This window comes from Kitasatospora sp. NPDC034533, from assembly GCF_055575155.1.
In genome coordinates this window covers 1-23,793 of record NZ_JBVITE010000029.1, presented here as the reverse complement: position 1 = coordinate 23,793, position 23,793 = coordinate 1, and the positions used below count along the sequence as shown (strand labels likewise).

The window sequence follows — 23,793 nt, the reverse complement described above, 5'->3', positions numbered from 1 at the left end:
AGCGGCGAGGTGAGGTCGCTGTGGTGCTGCCGATCGATGACCCGGATGCGCCGCTCTACACGGTGGGACAGGTCGCGGCCATGCTGCATGTCCAGGTGGCTTTCCTGCGGAGGCTGGACGAGCAAGACGTGGTGGTGCCGGTGCGTTCGGCGGGCGGACAGCGCAGGTACTCGCGCCGGGAGATCGACAGGGTCGCGGCCCTGGTGGAGCTGATCGGCGAGGGACTGACGCTGGAGGGCGCGCGCCGTGTGCTGGATCTCCAGACGCGGGTGGAGGAGCTGGAGGCCGACCTGGGCCGGGCCCGCGGCCGGTGAAGCGTCTCGCCAAGGAACACCTGGCGGCTGAAGACACCGTGGGGCCGTTCGGCGACGACCATCTCGCGATCCTCGGTCTCCGGCGCCGGCCGCTCGGCCCTGACCGTCAGGACGTTCGGCTCGACCGACGTCGTTCGCCTCGATGCTCTGGGGGCGCGATGCCGGGCAGATCGAGGCGGATGAGGAAGGTCCCGTCGCTCTCGTAGGCGTCCATCGGCATCGCGGCCGGCCGGGCCGTGGTACCCGGCAGCTGCTGGGTGGGCCGGTCGAGTTCGCGGAACGGATCGGTTCGTATCACCATCACAGGTCACTCCCCCCGTGGGTCGGTGACAGCGATGGGGGCTCTCGCGGGCCCACTAGTCCATATGCCCGTATTTCGGACATCTTGACAAGTGCCGGTGAAGGTTCTATCCAGGGCAATGAGGAGGTTCGCCGGGGTCGCCCGGGAGGTGGGCCGCCATGACGGGATCGCGAGACCGCCGCGATCACTACGCGGTGCTGGGGGTGGAGCCCACGGCGTCCGCGCGGCAGGTCACCTCGGCTTATCGAACCCTGGTCCGGCTGCTTCACCCGGACACCCGCCCCGTCGAGTCCGGATCGGCGGAGCGACTTGTCGCGGTGGTCGCCGCCTATGAGGTCCTGCGCGACCCCGAGCTGCGGGCCGCCTACGACGCCGAACGCGAAACCGCCCGGCACCGGCCAGAAGCCGGCCGCGCCCCGGCCCCTTCCCCGACCACCGGTCGACGGATTTCCGTACGCATCGCCCGGGCAACCGGTGGTGCGGAGCCGGGGCACGCCACGCCGACCCCCTCCGGCGGCGCGATGCGGCGAGGAACCGAGCCGCTCGTGCGGGTGAGCCCGGTACGAGTCGCACCGCCGGGCGCGTCGGTGTGGGCGCGGGACGGCCACGGTGACCTCTGGGAGTGGACGGCGCACCGGCTGTGGGAGGTGGAGCCATGGCTGTGACCGGCAACGACTTCCGCACCGCCATCTCCCAGCGGGACGGCCGGATCACCGTCGCGGTCACGGGCGAGATCGACCTCGCCACCGCAGCGGAGCTCGAAAGTCGCGTCAAGGAGTGCTTGACGCGCCGGCCCGGACGCATAGACCTCAACCTCGCGCGGGTGAGGTTCTGCGACTGCTCGGGCGCGCACGCCCTGGAACGGCTCCACCGCCAGGCACAGGAGGAAGGCGTCGTCCTGAAGGTCACGGAGGTGCGAGCCCCGATAGTCACCCGGGTGTTCGACCTTCTCGGACTCACCGATCTGGTCGAACCTCTCCCACCGGTCTGACCCCGGTCGGAGACGACACCGGACCATGCACCGTGGCGCTGCCGAGACTCGGACGCGGTCCGAAGCGCGGCACCGGGGTGGAAAGCGTGGTGGCCGGTCGTAAGGGCGCGCTCACAACCCCGGCGCACGCTCCACACCCCACCAAGACCGGTCTGCCGGTCGTGACCAACCGAATCGAGTCCTACCCCCTTCCTGCGCCGACTTGCCCGGGGTCCGCAGCGCGGACGCTGTCGACGCCGCAACCGTCATCCACAACGCCACGTGTACGGATCCGCCCGGCACCCCCGGCCCCGGCCCACCGCTTCGCGCGGTTCGGCAGGGCGCGGCCCGCGCCGGGGCGGGGCCGGTCCGCGCGGGAGGCAGGGTCGGGCGCGGCACCGTACTCCGGGGGTGTTTCGGGGACTCGATACGCCGTCAGGACGAGGGCGCGCGAGCCGCGTTCGTCCTCGGTGGTGACGGCGGCCGCGACGGCCGCGTGATGTCCTGAGCGGGCCGGAATCTCGGCCTGGCGTGTACGTCGAGCCTCAGGAGGCGTCTTGTGAACTCCCTTTCCCCGTACCGGTTCCGCTCCCCGCGCCGTGGCGCGGTGGCAGTCGCCTCGGGCGTGACGGCCACCGCGCTCGCTCTCGGTTCGCCCGTCCTGCCGGCCGTCGCCGCACCCAGGGGCGATGCCCCGGCCGTCGTCACGAGGACAGGCCCGTTCCAGCGGCGGCTCGACGCGCTCGTCGCCGGCGGCGCGCCGGGAGCCCTGGCGACCGTCCGCGACCGGAACGGCCGCAGCCGCACCTACACCGCCGGGGTGGCCGATCTGAGGACCGGCGCCACGGTGCCCGTCGACGGTCAGGTGCGGATCGGCAGCAACACCAAGACGTTCGTCGCGGTCGTCGTCCTGCAATTGGTCGCGGAGGGCAGGGTGGACCTGGACGCCTCCCTCGACACCTACCTGCCCGGCCTCGTCAGGGGCGAGGACATCGACGGACGGCGGATCACCGTGCGCCAGGTCCTCCAGCACACCAGCGGGCTGCCGGACTACACGGACTTCCTGGAGATCTCCCGTGCCACCCAGTACGTCGAGCCGCGTGAGCTGCTCGACGCGGCGCTCGCCCACAGGGCCGACTTCGCCCCGGGGACGCGGTGGAAGTACAGCAACACGGGCTACGTGGTGGCCGGGTTGATCGTCCAGAGGGTCACCGGGCGACCGGTGGGGGAGGAGATCACCAAGCGTGTCATCGACCGGATCGGGCTCAGGCACACGTACTTCCCGGCGCAGGGGGAGACCGGTGTCCGTGAGCGCCACCCGCACGGGTACGTCGCGGACGAGCCCGGCGATCCGCTGCTGGACGTCACCGAGATGGACCCGTCCTGGGCCTGGGCAGCGGGGGCGATGGTGTCCACGAACACCGATCTGAACCGGTTCTTCTCGGCCCTGCTCGGCGGCGAGCTGATGCCTCCGGCGCAGCTCGCCCAGATGCGCACGACCGTGCCGGCCGATCCCGCGGTCCCGGGTTCGCGCTACGGGCTCGGCCTGGCGAGCCGCCCGCTGCCGTGCGGCGGGCTGTCCTGGGGGCACGGCGGGGGCATCCCGGGGTACCTCACCCGGGGCGGGGTCACCGAGGACGGGCGCGCGGTGAGCGTCGCGGTGACCGTGCTGGCCTCGCCCGCCCTCAGGCAACGTGTGGTGGCGGCGGTGGACGAGGCCCTGTGCCGCTGAGGCGGTCAGGCCGGCAGCTCCACACTGTGCCCATACCCGCGGGGTATCGGCACAGTGGAACGGGCCCTGACGTCGGCAGGCCCCTGGCCGGTCGTCTCGGCCCGCGCTACCGAGGACGCCGAGATGGCCTACCTGGAGATCCGCACCTGGACCCCCGCTGGCCACCAGGCCACCGAAGTCCCCTGTGGACTCAGAGCTTCACTTGGCGAATGAGCGCTTGAGTTGGCGGGCTGAGAGTCAGCTGGCGAGCGGTCGGCCGGAGGAGGCTGGCGGTCCACCCTTGACCCGGACCCCGGGGTCCGGGTTTAGCGTTCTGGACGACGAGGAGGTGCTCATGCGTGCAGGTGAGGCGGCGGCTGCCGCTGGAGTGACGATCAAGGCGCTGCGGTACTACGAGGCCTGCGGGCTGCTCAGTCCGGGCCGTGCGGGCAACGGCTACCGCGACTACAGCGCGGAGGACGTTCGGCTGGCCGAGGAGATCCGCAGCCTCGGGACGCTCGGCCTCGCACCCAGGGAGACCCAGCCGTTTCTCTCCTGCCTGCGCGCAGGACACGACGAGGGTGATCACTGCGCGGAGTCACTCGCCGCCTACCAGCAGAAGATCGATGCGCTCGACCTGCTCGTCGCCCGGCTGACCCGCAGCCGGGACCAGCTGGTCCGCCGCAGGGACGCGGCGGCCCGGCGAGGTTTCCCCACCCCCACCGCTGCCCCTGAGCCCATGAAGGAGCCCGACGAGATGCTGCCCCAGGCCGACCCCCTGCCCTTCGACCTGCCGGCCCCGGTGGACGACGGCGCCGCCGCCCATCTGCCGGGCCGTACGCTGCCCGCCCTGTCCTTCACCGGCACGGACGGCACCGCCATACGCCTGGACGCGGTTTCCGACGGGCGCTGGGTGCTGTTCCTCTACCCCCTCACCGGAGACCCGGCCGCCGACATTCCGGAGGGCTGGAACGAGATTCCTGGTGCCCGCGGCTGCAGCCAGGAGGCGTGCAGCTTCCGCGACAACCTGGACGCACTGAGGGCACAAGGCGTCGACCGGGTGCTCGCCCTGTCCTCGGACCGGGCCGATTACCAGCAGGCGCTCGTGGACCGGCTGCACCTGCCCTACCCGATGCTCTCCGACCCCCAGCTCACACTCGCCGAGGAACTGAAGCTCCCCACGTTCGAGGCCAACGGCCAGACGCTCTACAAGCGCCTCACCCTCGTGCTGCGCGGCGCCACGATCGAGCACGTCTTCTATCCGGTCTTCCCGCCGGACACCCACGCCGACGAGGTCGCGCAGTGGTTCCGAGACCATCGCGCCGCGTAGGCGAGTCGGCACAGGGCCCCATTTCTGACCGGCTCACTCGGTCGAGCACTTTGGTTGGCGCGCCTCGCCAACCAAAGTGCTCAGTCACACCTCATCGGCTGACGACCAGTCGGCCGTCCGACGCCCCAGAACGCCCCCGGGCCGCGTCCCCACCGTTTCGTCCTCGGCGTGTGGCACGGAGCGCGGGGCGCCCCTCCCGGCGCGGTCGTTCAGGCTGGCCATCCCACTGAACTCGAACACTTTCTCACCGTCCATGACATCGAGGTGACTCTGACGTACCACCCGTCCGTATGACCGTCGGCCAGGTGGACGTGCACCGGATCTTCCTCCCCGACATCCCGGCCACCGCCTTCCTGACGAACTCTCTCGGAAACTCCGCGGCTCCGATCCCGTCCGTCGGGCCGGGCAGCCGCCTGGCGGCGGCCGGCGAGCCCCATGGGCGGCGGGCGGTTTGCTACCGTGAGCCACTCGCCGGGGCACATCCGCGGCGTGGCCGCAGGGGATGGGAAACGAGGTGGACGATGGCCGAGGAGGCCGGCACCTGGACGCTGGCAGAGCGGATCGACAGGCTGTTCCTGACCGTGCGTCGCCCGGACGGTGAGCAGTACACCCACGAGGAGGCAGCCCGGGCGTGCCGCGAGGCGACGGGGGAGAGCTTCTCCGCGACCTATCTGTGGCAGCTGCGGCACGGGCGCCGCGACAACCCCACGAAGCGTCACCTGGAGGCCCTGGCCGGGTTCTTCCAGGTGCCGGTGACGTACTTCTTCGACGACGCCCGGGGCGACGAGGTCGCCAGGGAGATCGCGCTCCTCGGGGCGCTGCGCAACGCCGGTGTGCGGAACGTCGCCCTGCGGGCGGTCAACCTCTCGCCCGACGGGCTGGACACCGTGAGCGACATCATCGACACCATCGCCCGGCGCGAACAGCTCAGATCGCAAGGCCACTGAGGTGCTCGGGGGGTTCGGGGGGAGGCGGTACCGCGCGCAGGTGCGCCGGTGCCGGCGGATCGACGCGCAGTTGGAACTGCCCGAGCCGTTCGACGCCGAGGAACTCGTGCGCCGGGTGGCCGAGCAGCGGGGGCGGCGGATCGAATTGCTGCCGACGCCCTGGCGGCCGGGGGTGCCGTGCGGGCTGGTCGTCACCACCGACGAGGCCGACTACATCGTCTACTCCTCCGACACCTCGCCCCTCCACCGTCAGCACATCCTCCTCCACGAGGTCGCCCACCTGCTGTGCGGGCACCTCGGGCCGCTCGGTGAGAGCCCGTTCGGCGGCGCCTCGGCGGGCGGGCGGTCACCGGGTGTCGGGGCGTTGGTGCCGAGCCTCTCCCCGGAGCTGGTGCGGCGGGTGCTCGGCCGCACCGTCTACTCGGAGCCGCAGGAGCAGGAGGCCGAGCTCCTGGCGTCGATGGTCCTGAACCGGGCGGTCCGGGGCCCGTCGGGCGCGGCGGGGGAGGCGCACTCCCCGCTGCTGGAGCCGTTCTTCGGGCCGTCGGGCGGGGAGCACCGGGGTGTCTGACCTCGCGCTCCACGCCGTGGCGGCAGTGCTCCTGGCGCTCGGGCTCCGCCGGTGGTTCGTCCTGCGGGGCGGACGGTCCACGGCGGCGCTCCGCTCCGGGTACCGCTTCGTCCTGTGCCTCGGTGCGGCCATGGCCGTCCTGGCTCCGGGGAGCGTCGGGCGGATCGAGCGGTGGTCCGGGGTGCCGGGGTTGGCGATGCTGGTCGGCGACTGCCTGCGGCTGGGCGCCGGCTGCTTCCTCGGGTTGCTGGGCCTGGAACTGCGGCGACCGCCGGTGCCGGCCGGGGCGGTGCGGCGCCACACGCTGGTCGCCGCGGCCGTCATCGTCGCCGCCGTCCTCCTCTTCCTGGCCGCCGACCCGCGCTACACCGCGGGCGACATCCACGTGGCCGGGGCGCACCGCCTGGCCCTGGCCGGCTACGACGCGCTCATCACGGTGTACGTCGCCTGCTGCCTGGTGCCGCTCGGCGGGCAGATCCAGGCACGGGCCCGCCGGACGGAGGGCGCCGGGCAGCGCCTGGGGATGCGGCTGATCGCCTGGGGGGTCAGGGCGGGGGTGGTGTGGACGGCCTGGGGCCTGGACGACGTCCGGCAGGCCCTCGGCAGCGGTCGGCAGTCGGGCGCCGAGGACGGCGTCTCGGTGGTCCTCGGTGCGGTCTGCACCGCACTGGTCGTGGCCGGCGTCACCGTCCGCGGGTGGGGCAGGGGGCTCCCCGCCCTGCGGCGGTGGCTGTGGGCGCACCTGACGTACCGGGAGCTGGCCCGGCTCTGGCACGGCCTGTACGACGCCTTCCCGGAGATCGCCCTGCGGCCGCCGGGGCGCCGGGGGCCGGTCAGGCCCCCCGGTGGCATCCAGTTCGCCCTCTACCGGCGGATCATCGAGATCAACGACGGCCTGCTGGCGCTCCGGCCGTTCCTCGAACCCGCGTCCGGCGGCCCGGGCGTGTCCACGCCGCCCGACCGGCCCGACCTCCCCGCCGAACCGGACGCCCAGGCCGCGGCGATCGTCCGGGCGCTGGGACGGGCGGGCGCGGGCCCGGCCGGCACGGCGCCGCCGCCGTTCCGGCGGCCCCTGGGCGCGGCGGTGCTGGCCCGCCTGGCGGCGCCCTCCTCCGGCAGCCCGACCGGCGCCGACCGGACCGGCCCGGGGATCGAGCGGGAGGCTGCCCACCTCGCCGCCGTCTCCCGGGCGTTCGGCGGGCCCCGCCCGTCGGCACCGTAGCCGGCGGCGGGGCCCCGGGGTTCGGGAGCGGGGCGAGGAACGAATCCCGTCTCGGCAGTTGACGTGCCGTCGGGTCGTGGGCAGACTCCTGGCTGTTAGCTGAGATGGATGACCATCGAAAGAGATTCATCTCCGCTCATCGCATCACGGTACGTCCCCAGTCGGTCCGCCCGATGTCCGCGGCCCGACCGATCCGACCCGACCGATCCGACCCGACGGTCCGGCCGCCGCCGGCCCGCTCGTCGCGCCACTGCCACGCCCGCAAGGTCAGGAGCACCCGCATGCCCGCTGAGACGCCGAACGCCGGCCCGGTCGCCGCGCCTCCGTGGCAGCGCTCCGACGCCGCGCCGCTGACCGGGAGTTGGTGGGCGCGCGGGCTGTGGCTGGGTGAGCGGCTGGCCGCCGCCGGGCAGCCGCCCGAACTCGCGGACGGTACGCCGGCGGAGGGCGGTCCCGGCTGGCGTGCGGCGCGCCGCCTGGCGCGTTGGCGGTCGGCGTTCCCGGACCACGCCGACGACACCGCCGCCGCGCAGGCGCAGGCGTTCGGCACCGACCCGGAGCTGCTGCACCGGCTGCTCGCCGAGCCCGCGGACAGCCTCGCGGCGCGAGCGGCCAAGCCCGGTTGGGCGGTGTTCGTGGAGGAGGTCATGGCCCGCGCCGCCCAGCCCGTCGAGCCCGTCGCCGCCGCCGACGACGACGGACCCCACCGGCCGCACGCCCACCCGCACCCCCGCCACGACGGCGCCGGCGAGGGCTGGTTCGACGGCTTCGCAGCCGTCGTCGAGCCGTTCCTCGCCGAGGCGCGCCGGCTGCTGCTCGGCTCGCCCGCCCTGGCCGACCCCGCCGTCCGCACCGTGCTCGACGTCGAAGCGCTCGTCCGTTCCCTGACCGGCGCGCTGCGCGGCCGGCTGGTCCACCTCCTCGGGCGGGCCCTGGTGCTGGAGCTCCATGTGGCCCGGCTGTCGGGGCAGCTGTCCGGCGCGACGGCCGAGGAGCGGTTCCGCTCCTTCGTGGCCCTGCAGTGCGAACCGGCCCGGTTCGCGGCACTGCTCGACGAGTACGCCGTGCTGGCCCGGCTCGTCGCCACCGCCACCGTCGACACCGCCGGAGCGTACGCCGAGTTCGCCGCCCGTTTCGTCGAGGACCGCCCGTCGCTGGTGGACCGGATGTTCGGCGGGGCCGACCCGGGGGTGCTCACCGAGGTGCGGACGGGCGGTGGGGACGCCCACGAGGCGAGCCGCTCGGTCGCCCTGCTGCGCTTCGCCTCCGGCGTCCGACTGGTGTACAAGCCACGGCCGTTGGCCGTCCACGAGCACTTCAACGAGGTGGTGGGCTGGTTCAACGCGGCGCTGCCCGGGCTCGGCCTGCGCACCGTCGGCGTGCTGGACCGGGGAGGGCACGGCTGGACCGAGTTCGTCGAGCCGGCCGCCTGCGCGGACCAGGCGGCGGCCGAGCGGTTCTACCACCGCCAGGGGGCGCTGCTCGCGCTGCTGTACGCGCTGGCCGCGACCGACTTCCACTTCGAGAACGTGATCGCCGTCGGCGACCAACCGGTCGCCGTGGACCTGGAGTCCGTCCTGCACGCCGACGTGCCGAGGCTGACCGGCAGCCCGCTGGTCGACGGCGATCCCGCGCAGCGGATGCTCGGGCAGTCGGTGCAGCGGGTCGGCCTGCTGCCGCTCCTGCTGGTGGGCGAGGACGGCGTGGCGCTGGACGTGGGCGGGATGGGTGCCGACAAGGGAGCGGTGCTTCCGTTCAGGTCGGTGGCCTGGGAGGGGCGGGGCACGGACGAGATGCGCCTGGCCCGGGTGCGGCAGACCTTCGCCGGAAGTCAGAACCGGCCCACCCTGGACGGGCGCGACCTCGACCCGGTGAGCCACCTGGACGCGCTGCGGGCCGGGTTCCGGGCCGGCTACCGGGCGATCGCGGACCGCCGGGAGGAACTGCTCGCGGCGGGGGGCCCGCTGGACCGGTTCGCGCAGGACACCACCCGGACCCTCGTCCGCGCCACCCGCACCTACGCGCAGCTGCTGAGCGAGAGCACCCACCCGGACGCCACCCGGGACGCGCTCGACCGCGACCGGCTGCTCGGGCTGCTCTTCGCGCAGTCCGCGGACAACCCGGCCCACTGGCCGCTGCTCCGGGAGGAGGCCGAGGACCTGTGGGCCGGGGACGTCCCGCTGTTCCGCGCGACGGCCGGCTCGCGGGACCTGCGGACGCACCGGGGGACCGTGCTCCCCGCGGCGCTGCCGGAATCCGGCCTGGAGCGGGCCCGGCGGATCGTGCGCGGGCTGGGCGAGCGCGACCTCGCCACCCAGGACTGGATCATCACGGCGGCCTTCGCCGCCCGGGCGGTGGAGCGGCCGTCCGGCGGCGCCCCCACCGCCCCTTCCACTGACCCTTCCGCCGCCCCTTCCGCGACCGGTCGGCCGTCGGCCGGCCCGGGGGCGGACGGCGGCGACGGTTCCCTCGCCGACCGGGCCCTGCGGCAGGCCCGACGGGTCGCCGACCGGCTGGCCGACAGCGCCTGGCACGAAGGCGAGCGGGTCGGCTGGCTGGGGCTCGACCTGGCACGGGACCAGTGGCGGGTGGTCGGGCTGCGGGACGACCTCTACAACGGCTACCCCGGGATCGCGCTGTTCTTCGCCCAGCTGGCCCGGGTGACCGGCGACGACGCGTACGCGACCTGGGCCCGGCGGATCCTCGCGCCCTTCCCCGCGCACCTGGCCCGGCGGCACGGCCCGGGGCGCACCCCCTGGGGCGCGTTCACCGGCCTGGCCGGCCTGGCCTACGCACTGGACTGCGCCGCCGAACTGCTGGGGGAACGCGCGATCGCGGCACCGGTGCCCGAACTGCTCGCGGCCGCCGGCCGGGCCGCCGGCGCGGACGAGCAACTCGACGTGATCGGCGGCGCCGCCGGCGGCCTGGCGGTGGCCGAGGCCCTGGTGGGCCGGTACGGAAGCGTCGCCGAGCACCTCGCCGCCTCGTGCGCCGCCGTCCTCCTCCGGCAGGCCGAGGCCCAGCCGGACGGCCCGCCCGGCACGGTCGCCTGGCGCACCCCGATGGCCGCCGTGCGGCCGCTGCTGGGGATGTCGCACGGCGCCGGGGGCATCGGCTGGGCGCTGCTGCGGCACGCCGCGCGGACCGGGGACGCCGAGGCGCTGCGCACGGGCCGGAGCGCGCTCGCGTACGAGAACGCCGGCTTCGACGACGGCATCGGCAACTGGCCGGACTTCCGGGAGCAGGTGCCGCGCCCGGGGCAGCCGGCCCGGAATCCTCGGGCGGTCCACCACATGCAGGCCTGGTGCCATGGCGCGCCCGGGATCGGACTGCTGCGGGCCGGCCTGCCCGCCGGGCTGCGCACGCCCGAGGACGACCGCGCGCTGCGCCGCGCCGTCCGGTCCGCGGACGCGGCGGGAGGGGTCGGCAACGACAGCCTGTGCCACGGTGACCTCGGCAACCTGGAGCTGTTCGCGGTGGCGGCCGGTGCCGGGATCACGGAGGCGGGCGCGGCCCAGCGGCGGGCCGCCGCGGCGATCGTGGGCAGGATCGAGGAGCGCGGCCCGGTCTGCGGCACTCCGGGCGGCGCCGCCACGCCGGGGCTGATGGCCGGACTGGCCGGGATCGGGCACGGGTTGCTGCGGATCGCGGCCCCCGAGCTCGTCGCACCGGTTCTGCTGCTCGCGCCGCAGGGGGCCGGGCGATGACCGTCCCCGAGGCGGCCGTACCACCGCCTACCGCCGAGCGGGCCGCCGCGGCGTCGAGCCCGCGCCGCCGTCCGCGCGGCCACCGGGTCCCGCCCCGGCTCCAGTTCACCCGCACCGAGTGCGCCGCCGCCTGCCTGGCGATGGTGCTCAGCCACCACGGCCGGGACACCTCGGTGGCCCAGTGCCGTCCGATGCTCGGCACCGGGCGGGACGGCGCCTCGGTGGCGGCGCTGATGGCGGCGGCCGGGCGCTGCGGCCTGACGGCGGAGGCCGAGCACGGCCCCGCGGCGCTCGCCCGGCCACTGGACGGCCCGGCGATCGCCTACCTGGCGAAGCAGCACTTCGTGGTGCTCGAACGGGTGGACGAGCGCCGCGTGCGGTTCGTCGATCCGGCCGGCGGCCGGCGCCAGATGACCCGGGCCGACTTCGACGAGGTCTTCGGCGGCGTGGTGCTGCACCTGCGGCCGGCCGAGGGTTTCGAGCGGCGACGGACCGCGCTGCGGGAGCGGCCGATGGTGCGCTACCTGCGCGAGTTCGTCGCGGCCCCCGGCGGCCGGGCGCTGCTCGGGCTCACCGTGCTGATCGCCGCGCTTCTCCAAGTGCTCGGCCTGGCCGTCCCGTTGATCACCCGCTCGGTGGTGGACTCGGTGCTGCCCGACCACCGCACGGACCTGCTCGGGGTGCTCGGCGCGGGCGCGCTGGGGGCCGCCCTGCTCACCGGGACGCTGACGGCGCTGCGCGCCCTGGCACTGCTGGCACTGCGCCGGCGCGGGGACAAGGCGCTGACCCGCGACTTCGTCGCCCATCTGTTCCGGCTGCCGGTGGACTTCTTCCTGGAGCGCGGCCGCGGCGACCTGCTGATGCGGCTGTCCAGCGTCTCCAGCACCCGGGAGGCGCTCACCCAGCAGCTGATGACGCTCGCGCTGGACGGCGCCCTGATGGCCGGCTACCTGGTCGCGGTGGTGGCACTGGAGCCGCTCTACCTGCTCGCCGTCATACCGCTGTGCCTGGTCCAGCTGCTGCTGGTGGCGCGCACCCACAGCCGGCTGCGCAACCTCGCCCAACTCGAACTCGCCACCAGATCCGACGAGCAGAGCTACCTGGTGGAGGCGCTGGAGGCGGTCGTCCCGCTCAAGGCGAACGGGTTCGAGCAGCGCGCGGTGGAGCACTGGGAGCGGCTGTTCACCCGCTACCAGGGCGCGATGGTGCGGCGCGGACGGGCGGCCGCCTGGTTCGGCGGGGCCCAGCGCGGACTGCTGGCCCTCGGGCCGCTGCTGCTGCTCGGCGCCGGTGCGAGCCTGGTGATGAGCGGCCGGATGACGCTCGGCACGATGCTGGCCGTGAACAGCCTGGCGCTGTCCGCGCTGGCGCCGCTGGAGACCTTCGGCATCGGCGGGCAGCTCTTCCTCGCGGTGAACGCGCAGGTGGAACGGCTCTTCGACGTCACCGACACGCCGACGGAGACGGGTGGTACGGTCCGGCTCCCCGCCACCCGTCCCACCGCGGTCACCGCCACCGGCCTCGCCTTCCGGTACCAGCGGAGCGGCCCGCCGGTGCTGAGCGGCATCGACCTGGACCTGCCCGCCGGGGGGAAGCTCGCCCTGGTGGGCCGGACCGGCTCGGGCAAGAGCACGCTGGCGCTGCTGCTGCTCGGCCTGCTCCGCGCCTCCGAGGGGTCGGTGCAGCACGACGGGGTGCCGATCGAGCGGCTGGACCTCGCCGACCTGCGCTCGCACTGCGGCGCCGTGCTCCAGGAGCTGAGCCTGTTCAGCGGCAGCATCCGGGAGAACCTGACGCTCGGCCGGCCGGATGCGACGGACGACGAGGTGGCCCGCGCGGCGCGGATCGCCGGTCTGCACGAGGACGTGATGGCTCTGCCGCGGCGCTACGGGACGCCGGTCGGCGAGTCGGGCTCGGCCCTCTCGGCGGGCCAGCGGCAGCGGGTGGCGCTGGCCCGGGCGCTGGTGCACCGGCCGAGGCTGCTGCTCCTGGACGAGGCGACCAGCCACCTCGATCCGCAGACCGAGCGTGAAGTGGACCGCGCCCTGGGCGAGTTGGCGGTCACCCGGATCGTGGTGTCGCACCGGCTGAACGCCGTGCGCGGCGCGGACCAGATCCTGGTCCTGGACCAGGGCCGGATCGTCCAGCGCGGCCGGCACCAGGAGCTGATCGGAACGGAGGGCGTCTACCGCCGCCTGTTCGGCCCGGCCGATGCCGCCCTGCCCGCCCCGCGCCCCTGACGCCGAGGGCCGGCCCCCTGCGGAGGCGCTTCACCGCCCCGCCCCCGAACCCGGTCCGGCCATCCCGGCCGACCGCTACCCGAAGGGACAACCAGATGAGCGACCACGAGATCGTCCGTGCCTGGAAGGACCCGGAGGCGGACCGCTCCGCCACCGGATACCCGCTCGGTGACCCGGACCTGACCGCGATCTTCGGCGGCGAGCAGGACATCACGGGCCTGGAGGAGGCCGGCTGCGGCACCCTCGCGAGCTACTGTGTCGGCTGCGGGAGCAACTCCTTCATCGGCTTCTGCTGAGTCCGGCCCAGGTGCCCCCGGCAGCCCCGGCCGGGGGCACCCGCCGTCGCGCGCCCGGTCGCCGTCCTGCGGCGCACCCCGCCCGCCGCCCGCTCGCGCGTGCCGGCCGGGAGGACACCCCCGGATCCGACCGTGAGACCACCCGGGCCCGACCTGGGCCGCGCTCTGCCAGGTGCGGCGGCCTCAGGCCGTCCGACGGCGCGGGGGACGGCCGTGCGGGTCAGCCGAGCCTGGCCGCGACCAACCGCGCGCACTCCACGGACTCGGTACCGGCCGTGTCCACCTCCAGGTCGTAGTGCACGCCCTGGTGGACGGCCACAGCCTGGGCCTCTGCCATCCCCACGACCCGGTCAGCCCGGGTGACCTCGCGCCACGCCGCGACCTCCGCCTCGCACCGCACACCGACCCAGAGCACCTCGAGCCCTGCGAGGGCCCGCCGCCACCGCTCCTGGGAGACAGGGCCGCCGAGGAAGACCTCGTCCACGATCACCCGTGCCCCGGCGCGGGCCATGGCCGCGATCCCCGCCATCCAGGCGTCCTCCAGCTCCCGGAAGCCGTTCCCTACCGACACCGAGCCGTCTGTGCCGATGTCGATCCCCTCCTCCGAGGCGAGGAGGGACGGGGGCATGCCCTGGATCAGCGTGTCCAGCCCGAACGTCAGCCAAGGGTCCGGCAGGACGGCCTGGAGGCAGCGGGCCAGACCGGTCTTCCCCGAACTGGAACCGCCATTGAGAATGATCACTTGAGTCGCCATCGCGCCACTCTAAGGTGGCCCGGATACCAATCCAACATCTTTTCGGGCGAACCGGCACAGCCCAGCGGACAAGGCGACCCTGATCGTCGCGATCCTCGGGGACCTCCCCAATTCAATCGAGTTGACGAGGGGCGGAGAGGACCGACAGCGTTGCCCGCATGGGAACCGAGGAGTGGCTCAACGCCGGGTCCGCGCTGCAGCCGGGCACGGAACTCTTCAGAAGCGCCCGCAGGTTCGAGCTCTGTGCCTACGCCAACAGCCACGGCCAGCTGCTGTTGCGCAGCCACGCGGACCTGGACCGCCCTGGTGGCCCGGCCAACACCACGATCGACGTACTGTTCAAACCGGCTGGCGTCCTGAGGATCCGGGACTTCTACGACGGCTTGGTCATCCGATGCGCAACTGTCCAGGAGGCCGAAGGCATTCAGACCGCCTACCCCAGCGTCCGTTTCTACCGGGATGACCGCGTCTTCATATTGGAAAGCAAGGGCGAAACCGACTACGTCGTGGCCATGGCCGTCGGCTGGCGCGAGGGCGTCCTGTCACCCACTCGGCAGAGCTTCTTCAACGACGTCGACGCCGGCAGGCCTCGCTGGCCCAGCGAGCCGCTGTTCAGCGCCGGGCCCAGATTCAACCTCGCCTCGGTGCAGGAACTGATCACCGCTCTGAGCACCACCGACGATGGCCCGGTCCGCCGAGAACGCTATCGCCACGTCTACGTCGTCATGACCCGAGTCGAACAAGCCAACGGGGCAGGCATTTCGGGTGCCGGCGTCTTCCTCACCGAAACCGATGCGGAAGACGCCCGGACCATGATCGCGCCCAAGGCCGCGGACTGCTGGATCGAGACCCTCCCGATCGCTATCTGAAACCCGGCATCGAGGCAAGCCACTCGCACGACCACCCCGTTGGTGCGGAAAATGGCGACGGCGATGCCACCGCCACCCTCGACATCGACTCAGCCGCTTCGCACGACGTCTTCCAACTGCGCTGCGACCGGGCGACGTTCGACGCGCACCGCACCGCGATCCAGGCGGGCGACGGCGTGGGCCGGCTTCGTGTCTCCCTGGACCGGTTCGCCCGGTCGGATGCGCACGGCCGAGCCACGCCAAGGCATGTCGTCCGCCCGCCGCCGGACACGGGCCAGCCCTTCTCTACGACAGCCCGGCCTCACCCCCATCCCGCTCCACTAGGAAACCAATGACCCGCCCGGGCCCCGGGACCATGGCCGGGGCGCGATTGCGGCGGGGGCCCGAAAGGGCAGTCGGCGGGCGTCGGCTGGGGGCCACCCGGCGGCCCTGAGCGCGGACCGCATGCCGTGATCCGGAATCCAGGAGCCCGGCCGGTCCCATCCGGTCCCAGCCGCCCAGCGTGCTCGCCCAGCGCTCCGGACGGCTCCGCCACAACCGAGCAGCGAGCGCCCGAAGTGGAAGAGCTTCCTGGGAATCCCGGAGCGCCGATCGCAGGAGTGTCCGGTTGCCGCCGTTCCGGCGATGGACGGCGGCCGGAGTTCTCAGAGGACTCCCAGATTCTCTACCGAGGCAGCCAGAGAGGGCTGAAAACGTCGGTGCCGGTTCTTCCCACCGAGCCTCGACCGACTTGGAGCTCTTGCCGTGGCCACGTTCCTTTCCAAGCTGGGCCGGTTCTCCTTCCGGAGACACTGGCTGGTCGCCCTGCTGTGGGTGGGACTGCTCCTGGGGGCGGGGGTGCTGGCCGGGCGGGCCGCCGCTCCGCCGCCGAACGACTTCTCCATGCCGGGTACGGAGGCGCAGCAGGCGTACGACGTTCTGAAGGATCGCTTCCCGGAGCTGACCGCCGACGGTGCGACGGCCCGGGTGGTCTTCCGTGCGCAGGACGGCAAGGTCACCGATCCCGGGGCGAAGGAGGCGATCGGGCGGACGGTCCGGTCGCTCGGGAGCGATCCGCAGGTCGCGCGGGTCACCGACCCGTTCACTGCCCGGTCGGTGAGCGAGGACGGCTCCACCGCGTACGCGCAGGTCTCCTACCAGGTCCCCGCGTCGAAGCTGGAGGACAGCTCGCGCACCGCGCTGCTGTCGACCGTCGAGCAGTCACGCTCGCCGGAGTTGTCCGTCGAGGTCGGCGGCAACGCCGTCAACGCCGCGCCCGGCGGGCATTCCTCGGAGGCCCTCGGCCTGGCGGTGGCCGCCGTGGTGCTGGTCGTCACGTTCGGCTCGCTGCTGGCGGCCGGACTTCCGCTGCTGACCGCGGTGCTCGGAGTGGGCATCAGCGGGCTGGCCATCCGGGTGCTGGCGCAGCCGCTCGGTCTCGGCTCGACGACGACCGGGCTCGCCACCATGCTCGGGCTGGCCGTCGGCATCGACTACGCCCTGTTCGTGGTCTCCCGCTATCGGGCCGAATTGTCCCGTGGCCGCGGCCGGGAGTCGGCGGCCGGCCACGCGGTGGGCACCGCGGGCTCGGCGGTGGTGTTCGCCGGTCTGACCGTGGTGATCGCCCTCGTGGGACTGGGTGTGGTGGGCATCCCGCTGCTGACGCGGATGGGCCTCGTCGCGGCCGGTACGGTCGTCATGGCGGTGCTGATCGCCGTCACCCTGATTCCCGCCCTGCTCGGAATCTGCGGCCGCCGGATCGGCCCGGTCCGCCCGCGGCGCCGGGGGAGAGGCGTGAAGGGCGCACCTCGGCCGGGCCTGGGCGTGCGGTGGGCCCGGTTCGTCGTCAGGCGGCCGGTCGCCGTTCTCCTGGGCGGCGTCGCCCTGCTCGGCGTGGTCGCGGTCCCGGCGGCTTCGCTGGAGATGGGCCTGCCGGGCGACGAGAGCAAGTCCGTCTCGACGACCCAGCGCCGGGCCTACGACATGATCTCCGAGGGCTTCGGCCCCGGCTTCAACGGCCCGCTGACCGTGGTCGTCCAGGCCGACGGCGGCGCCGGCGCCCAGGCGGCGGCGCAGAGCGTCGCCGCGGGGCTCGGAGGAAGGAAGGACGTCGCCGCGGTCGGGCAGCCGAAGCTCAGCGAGTCCGGCGACACCGCGGTCCTGAACGTCGTCCCGACCGCGTCGCCGGGCAGCGCGGAGACCGGCGACCTCGTGCACGCGCTGCGTGATCCGGCGCTGGCCGGGGGCAGCGGCGCCCACGTGCTCGTCGGCGGTACGACCGCGATGAACGTGGACGTCTCGCAGAAACTGTCCGGCGCGCTGATCCCGTACCTGGGTCTCGTGGTCGGCCTGGCGTTCGTGCTGCTGATCGCCGTCTTCCGGTCCCTGCTCGTCCCGCTCAAGGCGGCGCTGGGCTTCCTGCTGTCGGTCGTGGCCGGGCTGGGCGCGGTGGTCGCGGTGTTCCAGTGGGGCTGGCTCGGGTCCCTCCTCGGGGCCGCGGAGCCGGGGCCGGTGATGTCGATGATGCCGATCTTCATGGTCGGCGTGGTCTTCGGCCTCGCCATGGACTACGAGGTGTTCCTGGTCACCAGGATGCGCGAGGCGTACGTGCACGGGCAGGCGCCGCTGGAAGCCGTGGTCAGCGGATTCGAGCACAGCGCGCGGGTGGTCACCGCCGCGGCGGTGATCATGATCTCGGTGTTCGCCTCGTTCATGGGATCGGACGAGCAGATGCTCAAGGCCATCGGCTTCGGGCTGGCCGCGGCCGTCCTCCTCGACGCGTTCGTCGTCCGGATGGCCCTCGTGCCGGCCGTCCTGGCGCTACTCGGACGACGCGCCTGGCACCTGCCCGGCCGGCTGGACCGCCTCCTGCCCGACCTCGACGTCGAAGGCGAGCGGCTCGAACGGGCTTCGGGCGCGGCCGTGGCCGTGCCGGCCGAGGTGTCGTCCGCCGCGGGCCCGGACCCCGTCGCCGGAGCGCCCGGAAGCGGAAGCCCCCGTACGCCCGGTACCTGAGCCGTCCGCTCCTCCTCGGGCCGGGGCTTCGCTCCCGGCCCGATCCTCCGGCACCGTCCGCCCCGAATCCCCACGCACAGGAGGCCGCTCATGCCCGCTGCCCCGCCACGCCCCGCTTCCGCCCGCACGCTCTGGCGCCACGTCCTCGAAGGAGCGCTGTCCATCGTGGCCGCCCTGGTGGTCATGGCCGCCACCGCCTGGGCGGCGCTGGCCGCCCTCGGCGCCGATGCGATCGCCCCAGTCTCCCGCCTGGTGCCGACGGCCGTGGGCATGGCCTTCGGCGGCGACATCACCGTGAAGCCGGCGGCCATGCCCGGGTCCGGCGGCGACGGCGGACTCGGCGGGGGCGGGCTCGGCGGGCTGCTCGGCGGGGGTGGCGGCCTGGACCTCGGTCTGACCGGCGTACTCTCGGTGACGCCCCTGACCCTGACCTTCCTGGGCACGGCCGTCCTGGCGATCGGGTTCTTCCGCCCCCTGCACCGGCGGCCACAGCCCGCCTCGGAGATGCTGTGGGCCCGGTTCGGCGGCGCGGTGTCGGTCGCGGCCGTGCTCCTTCCCCTGCTGGCCGCCGCGGCTCACGGCACGGCCCGGCTGCCGGAGAGCGTGACGCGGCGGTTCGGCAACGGCGGCTCGTCCGGAGCGCTCGGCCGGTTCGGCGGCGGTGGTGGCCTCACCTCGGGACTGTCCTCGGTGGTCTTCGACACCAACGTCGCGGTGACCGTCTTCTTCGGGCTGCTGTGGGTGTGCGTGGTCCTCGGCATCGGCTGCGTCACGGCCCGGCGGACGACGCTGTCGCGCGCCCTCACCCTGGGCCAGGCGCGACGCAGGTGGCACGCCGTCACGTCCACGTTGACGGGCATCGCCGCCGTGCTCTGCTGCTCGGTCCTGGCTGTCGCCCTCGTCGCCGGACTCGCGGCCCTGGCCGGCCGGGAGCAGGCGGTCAAGGCGGCCGGGGCGCTGCTGCTCGTCGGCCCGAACCTGGTCGCCGTGCTGCTCACCGCCGGGCCGGGAACCCCGTGGGAGGCCGGAGTGCACCGCCTGAGGCCCGAGGGCGGCGGGATGTCCGGCATGTTCGGCGGGGGTGCCGGCGGCGACGCCGCCGGCACGGACAGGTCCCTGAGCATCGGCGGCTGGTCGGGTGCGGGTGTGCCGGTGTGGCTGATCGGGCTGCTGCTCGTCTCGCTCCTGCTGGTGATCGCCGGGTATCTCGCCGCCGCCCGCACCCCGGCGCGCACCCGACGGGAGGAGGCCCAGGCCGTGTTCGACCGGCACACCGAGACCGCCATGCGCCTGGGGATCGCGGCCGGCCTCCCGTTCCTCCTGCTGCCCCTGGTGGCCCGCGGGTCGCTGCGGATCGGCGTCAGCCTGATGGGCAACGAGATGGGGGGCATGACCGCCGCCCTCGACGGACGCCCGGGGTTGTCGGCGCTCGCCGCCGTCGCCCTGGCCGCCCTCGCGGGCTACGGCGGCAGCCGCCTCCACGAGTGGCGGGCCCGCCGCCGCGACCGGGCCGTCCACGTCCCCGGGGCCGCGCCGCAGAACGTCGCCCGCGCGCCCGCCCCCGCCCCCGCGCCCGCCCGCCGGGCATCCTCCCGGAACTCCTCCCCGCGCTCCTCCGAACCCGCCTCCTGAGCTCCGTGTGATCTCCTGGGAGGACCCCGGCCAACCCTGTCCCCGAAGGCGGCGATCCACACCATGGCGGCACCGACCCACCCGCCCCGACCCGCGGGTGACCGACCGGACCACCTGCTCGTCGTCGACGACGAGCCCACCGTCCGGGAACTGCTGCGCACCGCCCTGCGCTACGCCGGCTTCGACGTCGACGCCGCCGGCACCGGGCAGGAGGCCCTCGAAGTCGCCGCACGGCACACACCCGATCTCGTCCTGCTCGACGTCATGCTCCCCGACATGGACGGCTTCGAGGTGATCCGCCGCCTGCGCGCCCAGCCCCGGACGTCCCACCCCGGCCGCGGCGGCGACGTGCCGGTCCTCTTCGTCACCGCGCGCGAGGACCGCCAGGACCTCCTGCACGGCCTGAGCCTCGGCGGCGACGACTACATCACCAAGCCCTTCGACCTGGAGGAGCTCATCGCCCGGATCCACGCCGTCCTGCGGCGCACCCGGGGCGAGCAGACGGCCCGGATCACCGTCGGCGACCTGTCCGTCGAGCCCGAAAGCCACCACGTCACCCGGGCCGGGCGCAGCGTGCGGCTGTCCCCGACCGAGTTCCGCCTGCTGCACTTCCTGGTGACGAACGCCGGACGGACCATGACGAAGAACCAGATCCTGGAGAGCGTGTGGGAGTACGACTTCGGCGGCGACGCCGGCATCGTCGACACCTACATCAGCTATCTGCGCCGCAAGGTCGACAGCGACGAGCCCAAGCTCATCCACACCGTCCGCGGGGTGGGGTACGTGATCCGCGGGCCGCGCCCGTGACGCGCCCCTCGCCACCGGCCCCGCCCCACGCCCAGGCCCCAGCCGCGCGCCTCCTGTCGCCGATCCGGCGCGGGCTGAGCGGACTGTCGCTGCGCACCCGCCTGCTGTGCCTGTCCATCGCCCTGGTCGCCGTCGGCCTCATCGGCACGGGCCTGCTCGTCACCGGGGCCCTGCAGGGATACCTCCAGGACCGCGTCGACGACCGGCTGGTCCTCACCGGCCAGATCGCGGCCCGTCTCTCGCCGCCCGCCGGTACCGGTACTCCGACGGGCGTGCAGGCCCTGGGCGTCCTCGGGGACACGACCGTGACGTACCTCGACGACGGGGGCGCCACCCGCAGGGCGTTCGACGTGAGCCCCACGCCGCCCGGCGGCGGCCCCGAAACGCCTCCCCTCGACCGCGAGGCCGTCCTCGCCCGCGGCGGCCGCCCCTTCACCGTGCCCTCGCGTGACGGCGAGCACGACTGGCGGGTGGTCGCCCTCACGCAGCCCACCCTGCTCGTCCCGCCGGACCCGTCCGAGGGGCGGGGCAGCGTCGTCGTGGCGACCGCCCTCGACGAGGTCGACCGCACGATCGCCAAGACCCGGACCCTCTCCCTGACCATGGGGGCCGCACTGCTCGCGGTCCTGACGGCCGTCGGCTGGTTCGCCGTCCGCTCCGGCCTGCGCCCCCTGACCCGGATCGAGGAGACCGCGACGGCGATCACCGTCGGTGACTACTCCCACAGGGTCCCGGAACTGGCCGCTCCCCACACCGAGGTGGGACGCCTGGCGGCCTGCCTCAACCAGATGCTCGCCCGGATCGACACGGCGTTCCAGGCCCGCGCGGAGGCCGAGTCGAGAGCGCGGCGCTTCTTCGCCGACGCCAGCCACGAGCTCCGCACTCCCCTCGTCGGCATCAAGGGCTACACCGACCTCTACCGCATGGGTGCCCTGTCCACCCCCGAGGACCTCGACCGGACCATGACCCGGATCGCGGCGGAGTCCAAACGCCTCACCCGGCTGGTGGAGGAGATGTTCCTCCTCGCCCGTCTCGACGAGGACACCCACAACGCGGCCGCCGGGCTCGGCCGGGTACCGGCCTTCGCCCTCGACCTCGCCCCGATGGACTTGCGCACCCTGGCCGCCGACGCCCTCCGCGACGTACGCGCCCTGGACAAGGACCGCCCGGTCACTCTCACGGGACCCGGCGGAGGGAAACCGTCCAACGCCCCCGCCATCGCCGACGAGGCCCGCCTCCGCCAGGTCGTCACCAACCTGATCGGCAACGCCGTCACCCACACCCCGCCCGGCACCCGGATCCGCATCGGCGTCGGCACCGTCGGCGCCCACGCCGTGCTCGAGGTCGCCGACCAGGGCCCCGGCCTCACCCCCACCGAACGCGAACGGGTATTCGACCGCTTCTACCGCGCGGACGACTCCCGCAACCGCGCCACCGGCGGCTCCGGCCTCGGCCTCGCCATCGCCCAGGCGCTCGTCGCCGCCCACGCAGGCCGTATCACCCTCGACACCGCCCCCGGCCGGGGCTGCACCTTCCGTGTCCTCCTCCCCCTGCCCCCGCCATCGCACCAGTGACCCGCCCGATCTCGGCGTACTCCCGACCTCGTCGAGGGCGGTACCCGGGCACCCCGTGGACGCCGCCGGCGGACCCGCCGAACCCCGACGGCAGCACGCCGCCCGGTGACGGAGGGCGCCGGAAGTGACCAGCACCGCGCAGCAGGCGGGACGCCCCGCACCGGGGCGGCCCGCCCGCACCCGGGATGCCGCCTTGACCGCGGTTCCCCGCTCCCTGTTCCTGCCGGACCTGATGTGGGCGCACGACCCGGCCACCAACACCAGTCGGCCCGTCAGCAGGACCGCGGACCCGGGCGGTTGGGCGACGGCCACCGCGGCCGAGATCCCGATCGTCACGCAGTGGGACGACGGCCGCCACCACGGCGAGCAGCCCGGCAGTGTGCCGATCAGCTCGGCCTCCCAGCCCTCGGTGGTCGCCGCGATGCTGGAGCACCTGGACGCCCGCTCCGGGCAGCGCGTCCTGGAGGTCGGCACCGGCACCGGGTGGCCCCCTCGCCGAAAGCAGCACGGTGACCACGCCGCCTTCACCTTCCTGATGGGGTTGCTCCTGGACGGCGTCACACACGCGGTTCAATCGCACGACGACGGCGCCCGCACCCTGTGGCTGTACTCGCCGGCCGAACCGGCCTGGTCGGCGACGACGTTCCGCGACGGCGAGCGCGAGCACCGGGTGCGCCAGGACGGGGCCTGGCGGCTGTGGGAGGAGTTCGAGACCCAGCCCCTGCCACGCTGACCGCACCGACCCCCAGCGAGAAACGGAACGGGCCGTGGACGACGAACCGCTGAGCGAGTGGGCCGCGCGCCGCAGCCAGCGCCTTCGCCCGGTCGGAACCCGCCGGGTCGTCACCACGACCGCCGCACACATCGACCCCACCCGCCCCGCGGCTGTTGCAGGAATGGGACGGGCACACCTGGACGGCGATGGCGCTCACCGACGAACCAGCGACGACCGTGGTGGTGACCGGCTCCGGCCGCCACCGCCGGCCCTGACCCCCGCGCCGACACCACCCGCCCGACCCACGACAGCCGGGCGGACCTGATCCACCATCGGACCGGATGCCGTGCTGCGCCGAACCCCCGCCGCCGCGCCTGACCGGCTGTCCGACCTTCCCGGCCCGGCGCCGGCGGCTCCCACCGCTGGGAGTCCTCTGCCAGCGCATCGCCGCAGGGGAACACGCCAGTCGTTCCCGGACAGGCCAGCCCGACCGAAACGACAGGGGCGCAGCAGTCCACGCTGTTCTCGTACGGCGACGGTGTCGCCGCGGCGCGCGACCTGATCGACAACATGCCGACTGACGAGTTCACCATGATGCTGGACCGCGCTCAACCAAGCACAACGAGCGTCAGACCGTCTCTGTCGGCTGACTTGCGAGAGCCGGGCGGGGGGGGGGGGGGGGGGGGGGGGGGGGGGGGGGGGGGGAGGGAGAGGGGGGGGGGGGGGGGGGGGGGGGGGGGGAGGGGGGGAAGGGGGGAGGGGGGGGGGGGCTCGCCGCTCCCCCCTCCCTCACCTGTTTTTCATTCGCACCAAAAAAAAAACCCTCCCTACACACCCCC

Annotated in this window: 20 protein-coding genes and 1 pseudogene; 19 read left to right on the top strand and 2 right to left on the bottom strand. The window is 74.1% G+C overall.

Features of this window, described 5'->3' with window-relative positions:
- Positions 1-20 precede the first annotated feature (20 nt).
- On the top strand, positions 21-314 hold the full coding sequence (locus tag ACZ55U_RS20720; RefSeq protein WP_465527611.1) for a helix-turn-helix domain-containing protein: 294 nt from the start codon (positions 21-23) through the stop codon (positions 312-314).
- A gap of 106 nt (positions 315-420) precedes the next feature.
- On the opposite strand, the gene ACZ55U_RS20715 is transcribed toward ACZ55U_RS20720, so the two are convergent.
- Complete coding sequence (locus ACZ55U_RS20715; RefSeq protein WP_465527610.1) at positions 421-615, bottom strand: hypothetical protein; 195 nt, start codon at positions 613-615, stop codon at positions 421-423.
- Positions 616-773: 158 nt separating this feature from the next.
- Between ACZ55U_RS20715 and ACZ55U_RS20710 the strand changes: the two genes are divergently transcribed.
- From ACZ55U_RS20710 to ACZ55U_RS20665, 10 genes are all read left to right on the top strand, one after another.
- Positions 774-1,280, top strand: a complete 507-nt coding sequence (locus ACZ55U_RS20710; protein ID WP_465527609.1) for a J domain-containing protein — start codon at positions 774-776, stop codon at positions 1,278-1,280.
- Positions 1,271-1,606, top strand: coding sequence for an STAS domain-containing protein (locus ACZ55U_RS20705; RefSeq protein ID WP_465527608.1), 336 nt, complete (start codon positions 1,271-1,273; stop codon positions 1,604-1,606). The genes ACZ55U_RS20710 and ACZ55U_RS20705 overlap by 10 nt, the downstream gene beginning before the upstream one ends.
- 538 nt (positions 1,607-2,144) lie before the next feature.
- Complete coding sequence (locus ACZ55U_RS20700; protein WP_465527607.1) at positions 2,145-3,317, top strand: serine hydrolase domain-containing protein; 1,173 nt, start codon at positions 2,145-2,147, stop codon at positions 3,315-3,317.
- A 334-nt stretch (positions 3,318-3,651) separates the two neighbouring features.
- Positions 3,652-4,626, top strand: coding sequence for a redoxin family protein (locus ACZ55U_RS20695; protein ID WP_465527606.1), 975 nt, complete (start codon positions 3,652-3,654; stop codon positions 4,624-4,626).
- Between the two features lie 521 nt (positions 4,627-5,147).
- Entirely contained in the window at positions 5,148-5,573 is a 426-nt protein-coding gene (locus tag ACZ55U_RS20690) for an XRE family transcriptional regulator (RefSeq protein WP_465527605.1), read from the top strand.
- Between the two features lie 40 nt (positions 5,574-5,613).
- On the top strand, positions 5,614-6,144 hold the full coding sequence (locus ACZ55U_RS20685; RefSeq protein ID WP_465527604.1) for a ParH-like protein: 531 nt from the start codon (positions 5,614-5,616) through the stop codon (positions 6,142-6,144).
- A complete protein-coding gene (locus tag ACZ55U_RS20680; protein ID WP_465527603.1) occupies positions 6,137-7,366 on the top strand; it encodes an MAB_1171c family putative transporter in 1,230 nt (409 codons plus the stop codon). Before ACZ55U_RS20685 ends, ACZ55U_RS20680 begins: the two co-directional genes overlap by 8 nt.
- A 281-nt stretch (positions 7,367-7,647) precedes the next feature.
- The gene (locus ACZ55U_RS20675; protein ID WP_465527602.1) at positions 7,648-11,073 is read left to right on the top strand and encodes a type 2 lanthipeptide synthetase LanM family protein; all 3,426 of its coding nucleotides are present in this window, start codon (positions 7,648-7,650) and stop codon (positions 11,071-11,073) included.
- Positions 11,070-13,313 carry a peptidase domain-containing ABC transporter gene (locus ACZ55U_RS20670; protein ID WP_465527601.1) on the top strand — a complete coding sequence of 748 codons (2,244 nt, stop codon included), beginning with the start codon at positions 11,070-11,072 and terminating at the stop codon, positions 13,311-13,313. The genes ACZ55U_RS20675 and ACZ55U_RS20670 overlap by 4 nt, the downstream gene beginning before the upstream one ends.
- Before the next feature lie 95 nt (positions 13,314-13,408).
- Entirely contained in the window at positions 13,409-13,609 is a 201-nt protein-coding gene (locus ACZ55U_RS20665) for a hypothetical protein (RefSeq protein WP_465527600.1), read from the top strand.
- A gap of 220 nt (positions 13,610-13,829) precedes the next feature.
- Here ACZ55U_RS20665 and cpt read toward each other — a convergent pair whose 3' ends face one another.
- Positions 13,830-14,363 carry a chloramphenicol phosphotransferase CPT gene (gene cpt / locus ACZ55U_RS20660; protein WP_465527599.1) on the bottom strand — a complete coding sequence of 178 codons (534 nt, stop codon included), beginning with the start codon at positions 14,361-14,363 and terminating at the stop codon, positions 13,830-13,832.
- 158 nt (positions 14,364-14,521) lie between these two features.
- Between cpt and ACZ55U_RS20655 the strand changes: the two genes are divergently transcribed.
- The 8 genes and pseudogenes from ACZ55U_RS20655 (at position 14,522) to ACZ55U_RS20620 (ending at position 23,229) form a co-directional block, all read left to right on the top strand.
- Entirely contained in the window at positions 14,522-15,232 is a 711-nt protein-coding gene (locus ACZ55U_RS20655; RefSeq protein WP_465527598.1) for a hypothetical protein, read from the top strand.
- Between the two features lie 744 nt (positions 15,233-15,976).
- Positions 15,977-18,226 carry an MMPL family transporter gene (locus ACZ55U_RS20650; RefSeq protein WP_465527597.1) on the top strand — a complete coding sequence of 750 codons (2,250 nt, stop codon included), beginning with the start codon at positions 15,977-15,979 and terminating at the stop codon, positions 18,224-18,226.
- Between the two features lie 90 nt (positions 18,227-18,316).
- Positions 18,317-19,858, top strand: coding sequence for a streptophobe family protein (locus ACZ55U_RS20645; protein ID WP_465527596.1), 1,542 nt, complete (start codon positions 18,317-18,319; stop codon positions 19,856-19,858).
- 63 nt (positions 19,859-19,921) lie between these two features.
- The gene (locus tag ACZ55U_RS20640) at positions 19,922-20,665 is read left to right on the top strand and encodes a response regulator transcription factor (protein WP_465527595.1); all 744 of its coding nucleotides are present in this window, start codon (positions 19,922-19,924) and stop codon (positions 20,663-20,665) included.
- Positions 20,662-22,239 (top strand): sensor histidine kinase, encoded by a 1,578-nt coding sequence (locus ACZ55U_RS20635; protein WP_465527594.1) that lies wholly within the window; start codon positions 20,662-20,664, stop codon positions 22,237-22,239. The genes ACZ55U_RS20640 and ACZ55U_RS20635 overlap by 4 nt, the downstream gene beginning before the upstream one ends.
- 193 nt (positions 22,240-22,432) lie before the next feature.
- A complete protein-coding gene (locus tag ACZ55U_RS20630) occupies positions 22,433-22,972 on the top strand; it encodes a hypothetical protein (protein WP_465527593.1) in 540 nt (179 codons plus the stop codon).
- A gap of 34 nt (positions 22,973-23,006) precedes the next feature.
- Positions 23,007-23,117: pseudogene (locus ACZ55U_RS20625) on the top strand (DUF6087 family protein); the annotation flags it as partial.
- Between the two features lie 10 nt (positions 23,118-23,127).
- Positions 23,128-23,229, top strand: a complete 102-nt coding sequence (locus ACZ55U_RS20620; protein ID WP_465527592.1) for a hypothetical protein — start codon at positions 23,128-23,130, stop codon at positions 23,227-23,229.
- The last annotated feature ends 564 nt before the right edge of the window (positions 23,230-23,793 follow it).

Excerpts from the sequence above, each read along its gene's own strand:
- ACZ55U_RS20675 (WP_465527602.1), top strand. The coding sequence starts at position 7,648 with ATGCCCGCTGAGACGCCGAACGCCGGCCCGGTCGCCGCGCCTCCGTGG.
- ACZ55U_RS20670 (WP_465527601.1), top strand. The coding sequence starts at position 11,070 with ATGACCGTCCCCGAGGCGGCCGTACCACCGCCTACCGCCGAGCGGGCC.
- ACZ55U_RS20690 (WP_465527605.1), top strand. The coding sequence starts at position 5,148 with ATGGCCGAGGAGGCCGGCACCTGGACGCTGGCAGAGCGGATCGACAGG.
- cpt (WP_465527599.1), bottom strand. The coding sequence starts at position 14,363 with ATGGCGACTCAAGTGATCATTCTCAATGGCGGTTCCAGTTCGGGGAAG.
- ACZ55U_RS20640 (WP_465527595.1), top strand. The coding sequence starts at position 19,922 with ATGGCGGCACCGACCCACCCGCCCCGACCCGCGGGTGACCGACCGGAC.
- ACZ55U_RS20665 (WP_465527600.1), top strand. The coding sequence starts at position 13,409 with ATGAGCGACCACGAGATCGTCCGTGCCTGGAAGGACCCGGAGGCGGAC.
- ACZ55U_RS20715 (WP_465527610.1), bottom strand. The coding sequence starts at position 615 with ATGGTGATACGAACCGATCCGTTCCGCGAACTCGACCGGCCCACCCAG.
- ACZ55U_RS20695 (WP_465527606.1), top strand. The coding sequence starts at position 3,652 with ATGCGTGCAGGTGAGGCGGCGGCTGCCGCTGGAGTGACGATCAAGGCG.
- ACZ55U_RS20705 (WP_465527608.1), top strand. The coding sequence starts at position 1,271 with ATGGCTGTGACCGGCAACGACTTCCGCACCGCCATCTCCCAGCGGGAC.
- ACZ55U_RS20710 (WP_465527609.1), top strand. The coding sequence starts at position 774 with ATGACGGGATCGCGAGACCGCCGCGATCACTACGCGGTGCTGGGGGTG.
- ACZ55U_RS20655 (WP_465527598.1), top strand. The coding sequence starts at position 14,522 with ATGGGAACCGAGGAGTGGCTCAACGCCGGGTCCGCGCTGCAGCCGGGC.
- ACZ55U_RS20645 (WP_465527596.1), top strand. The coding sequence starts at position 18,317 with ATGCCCGCTGCCCCGCCACGCCCCGCTTCCGCCCGCACGCTCTGGCGC.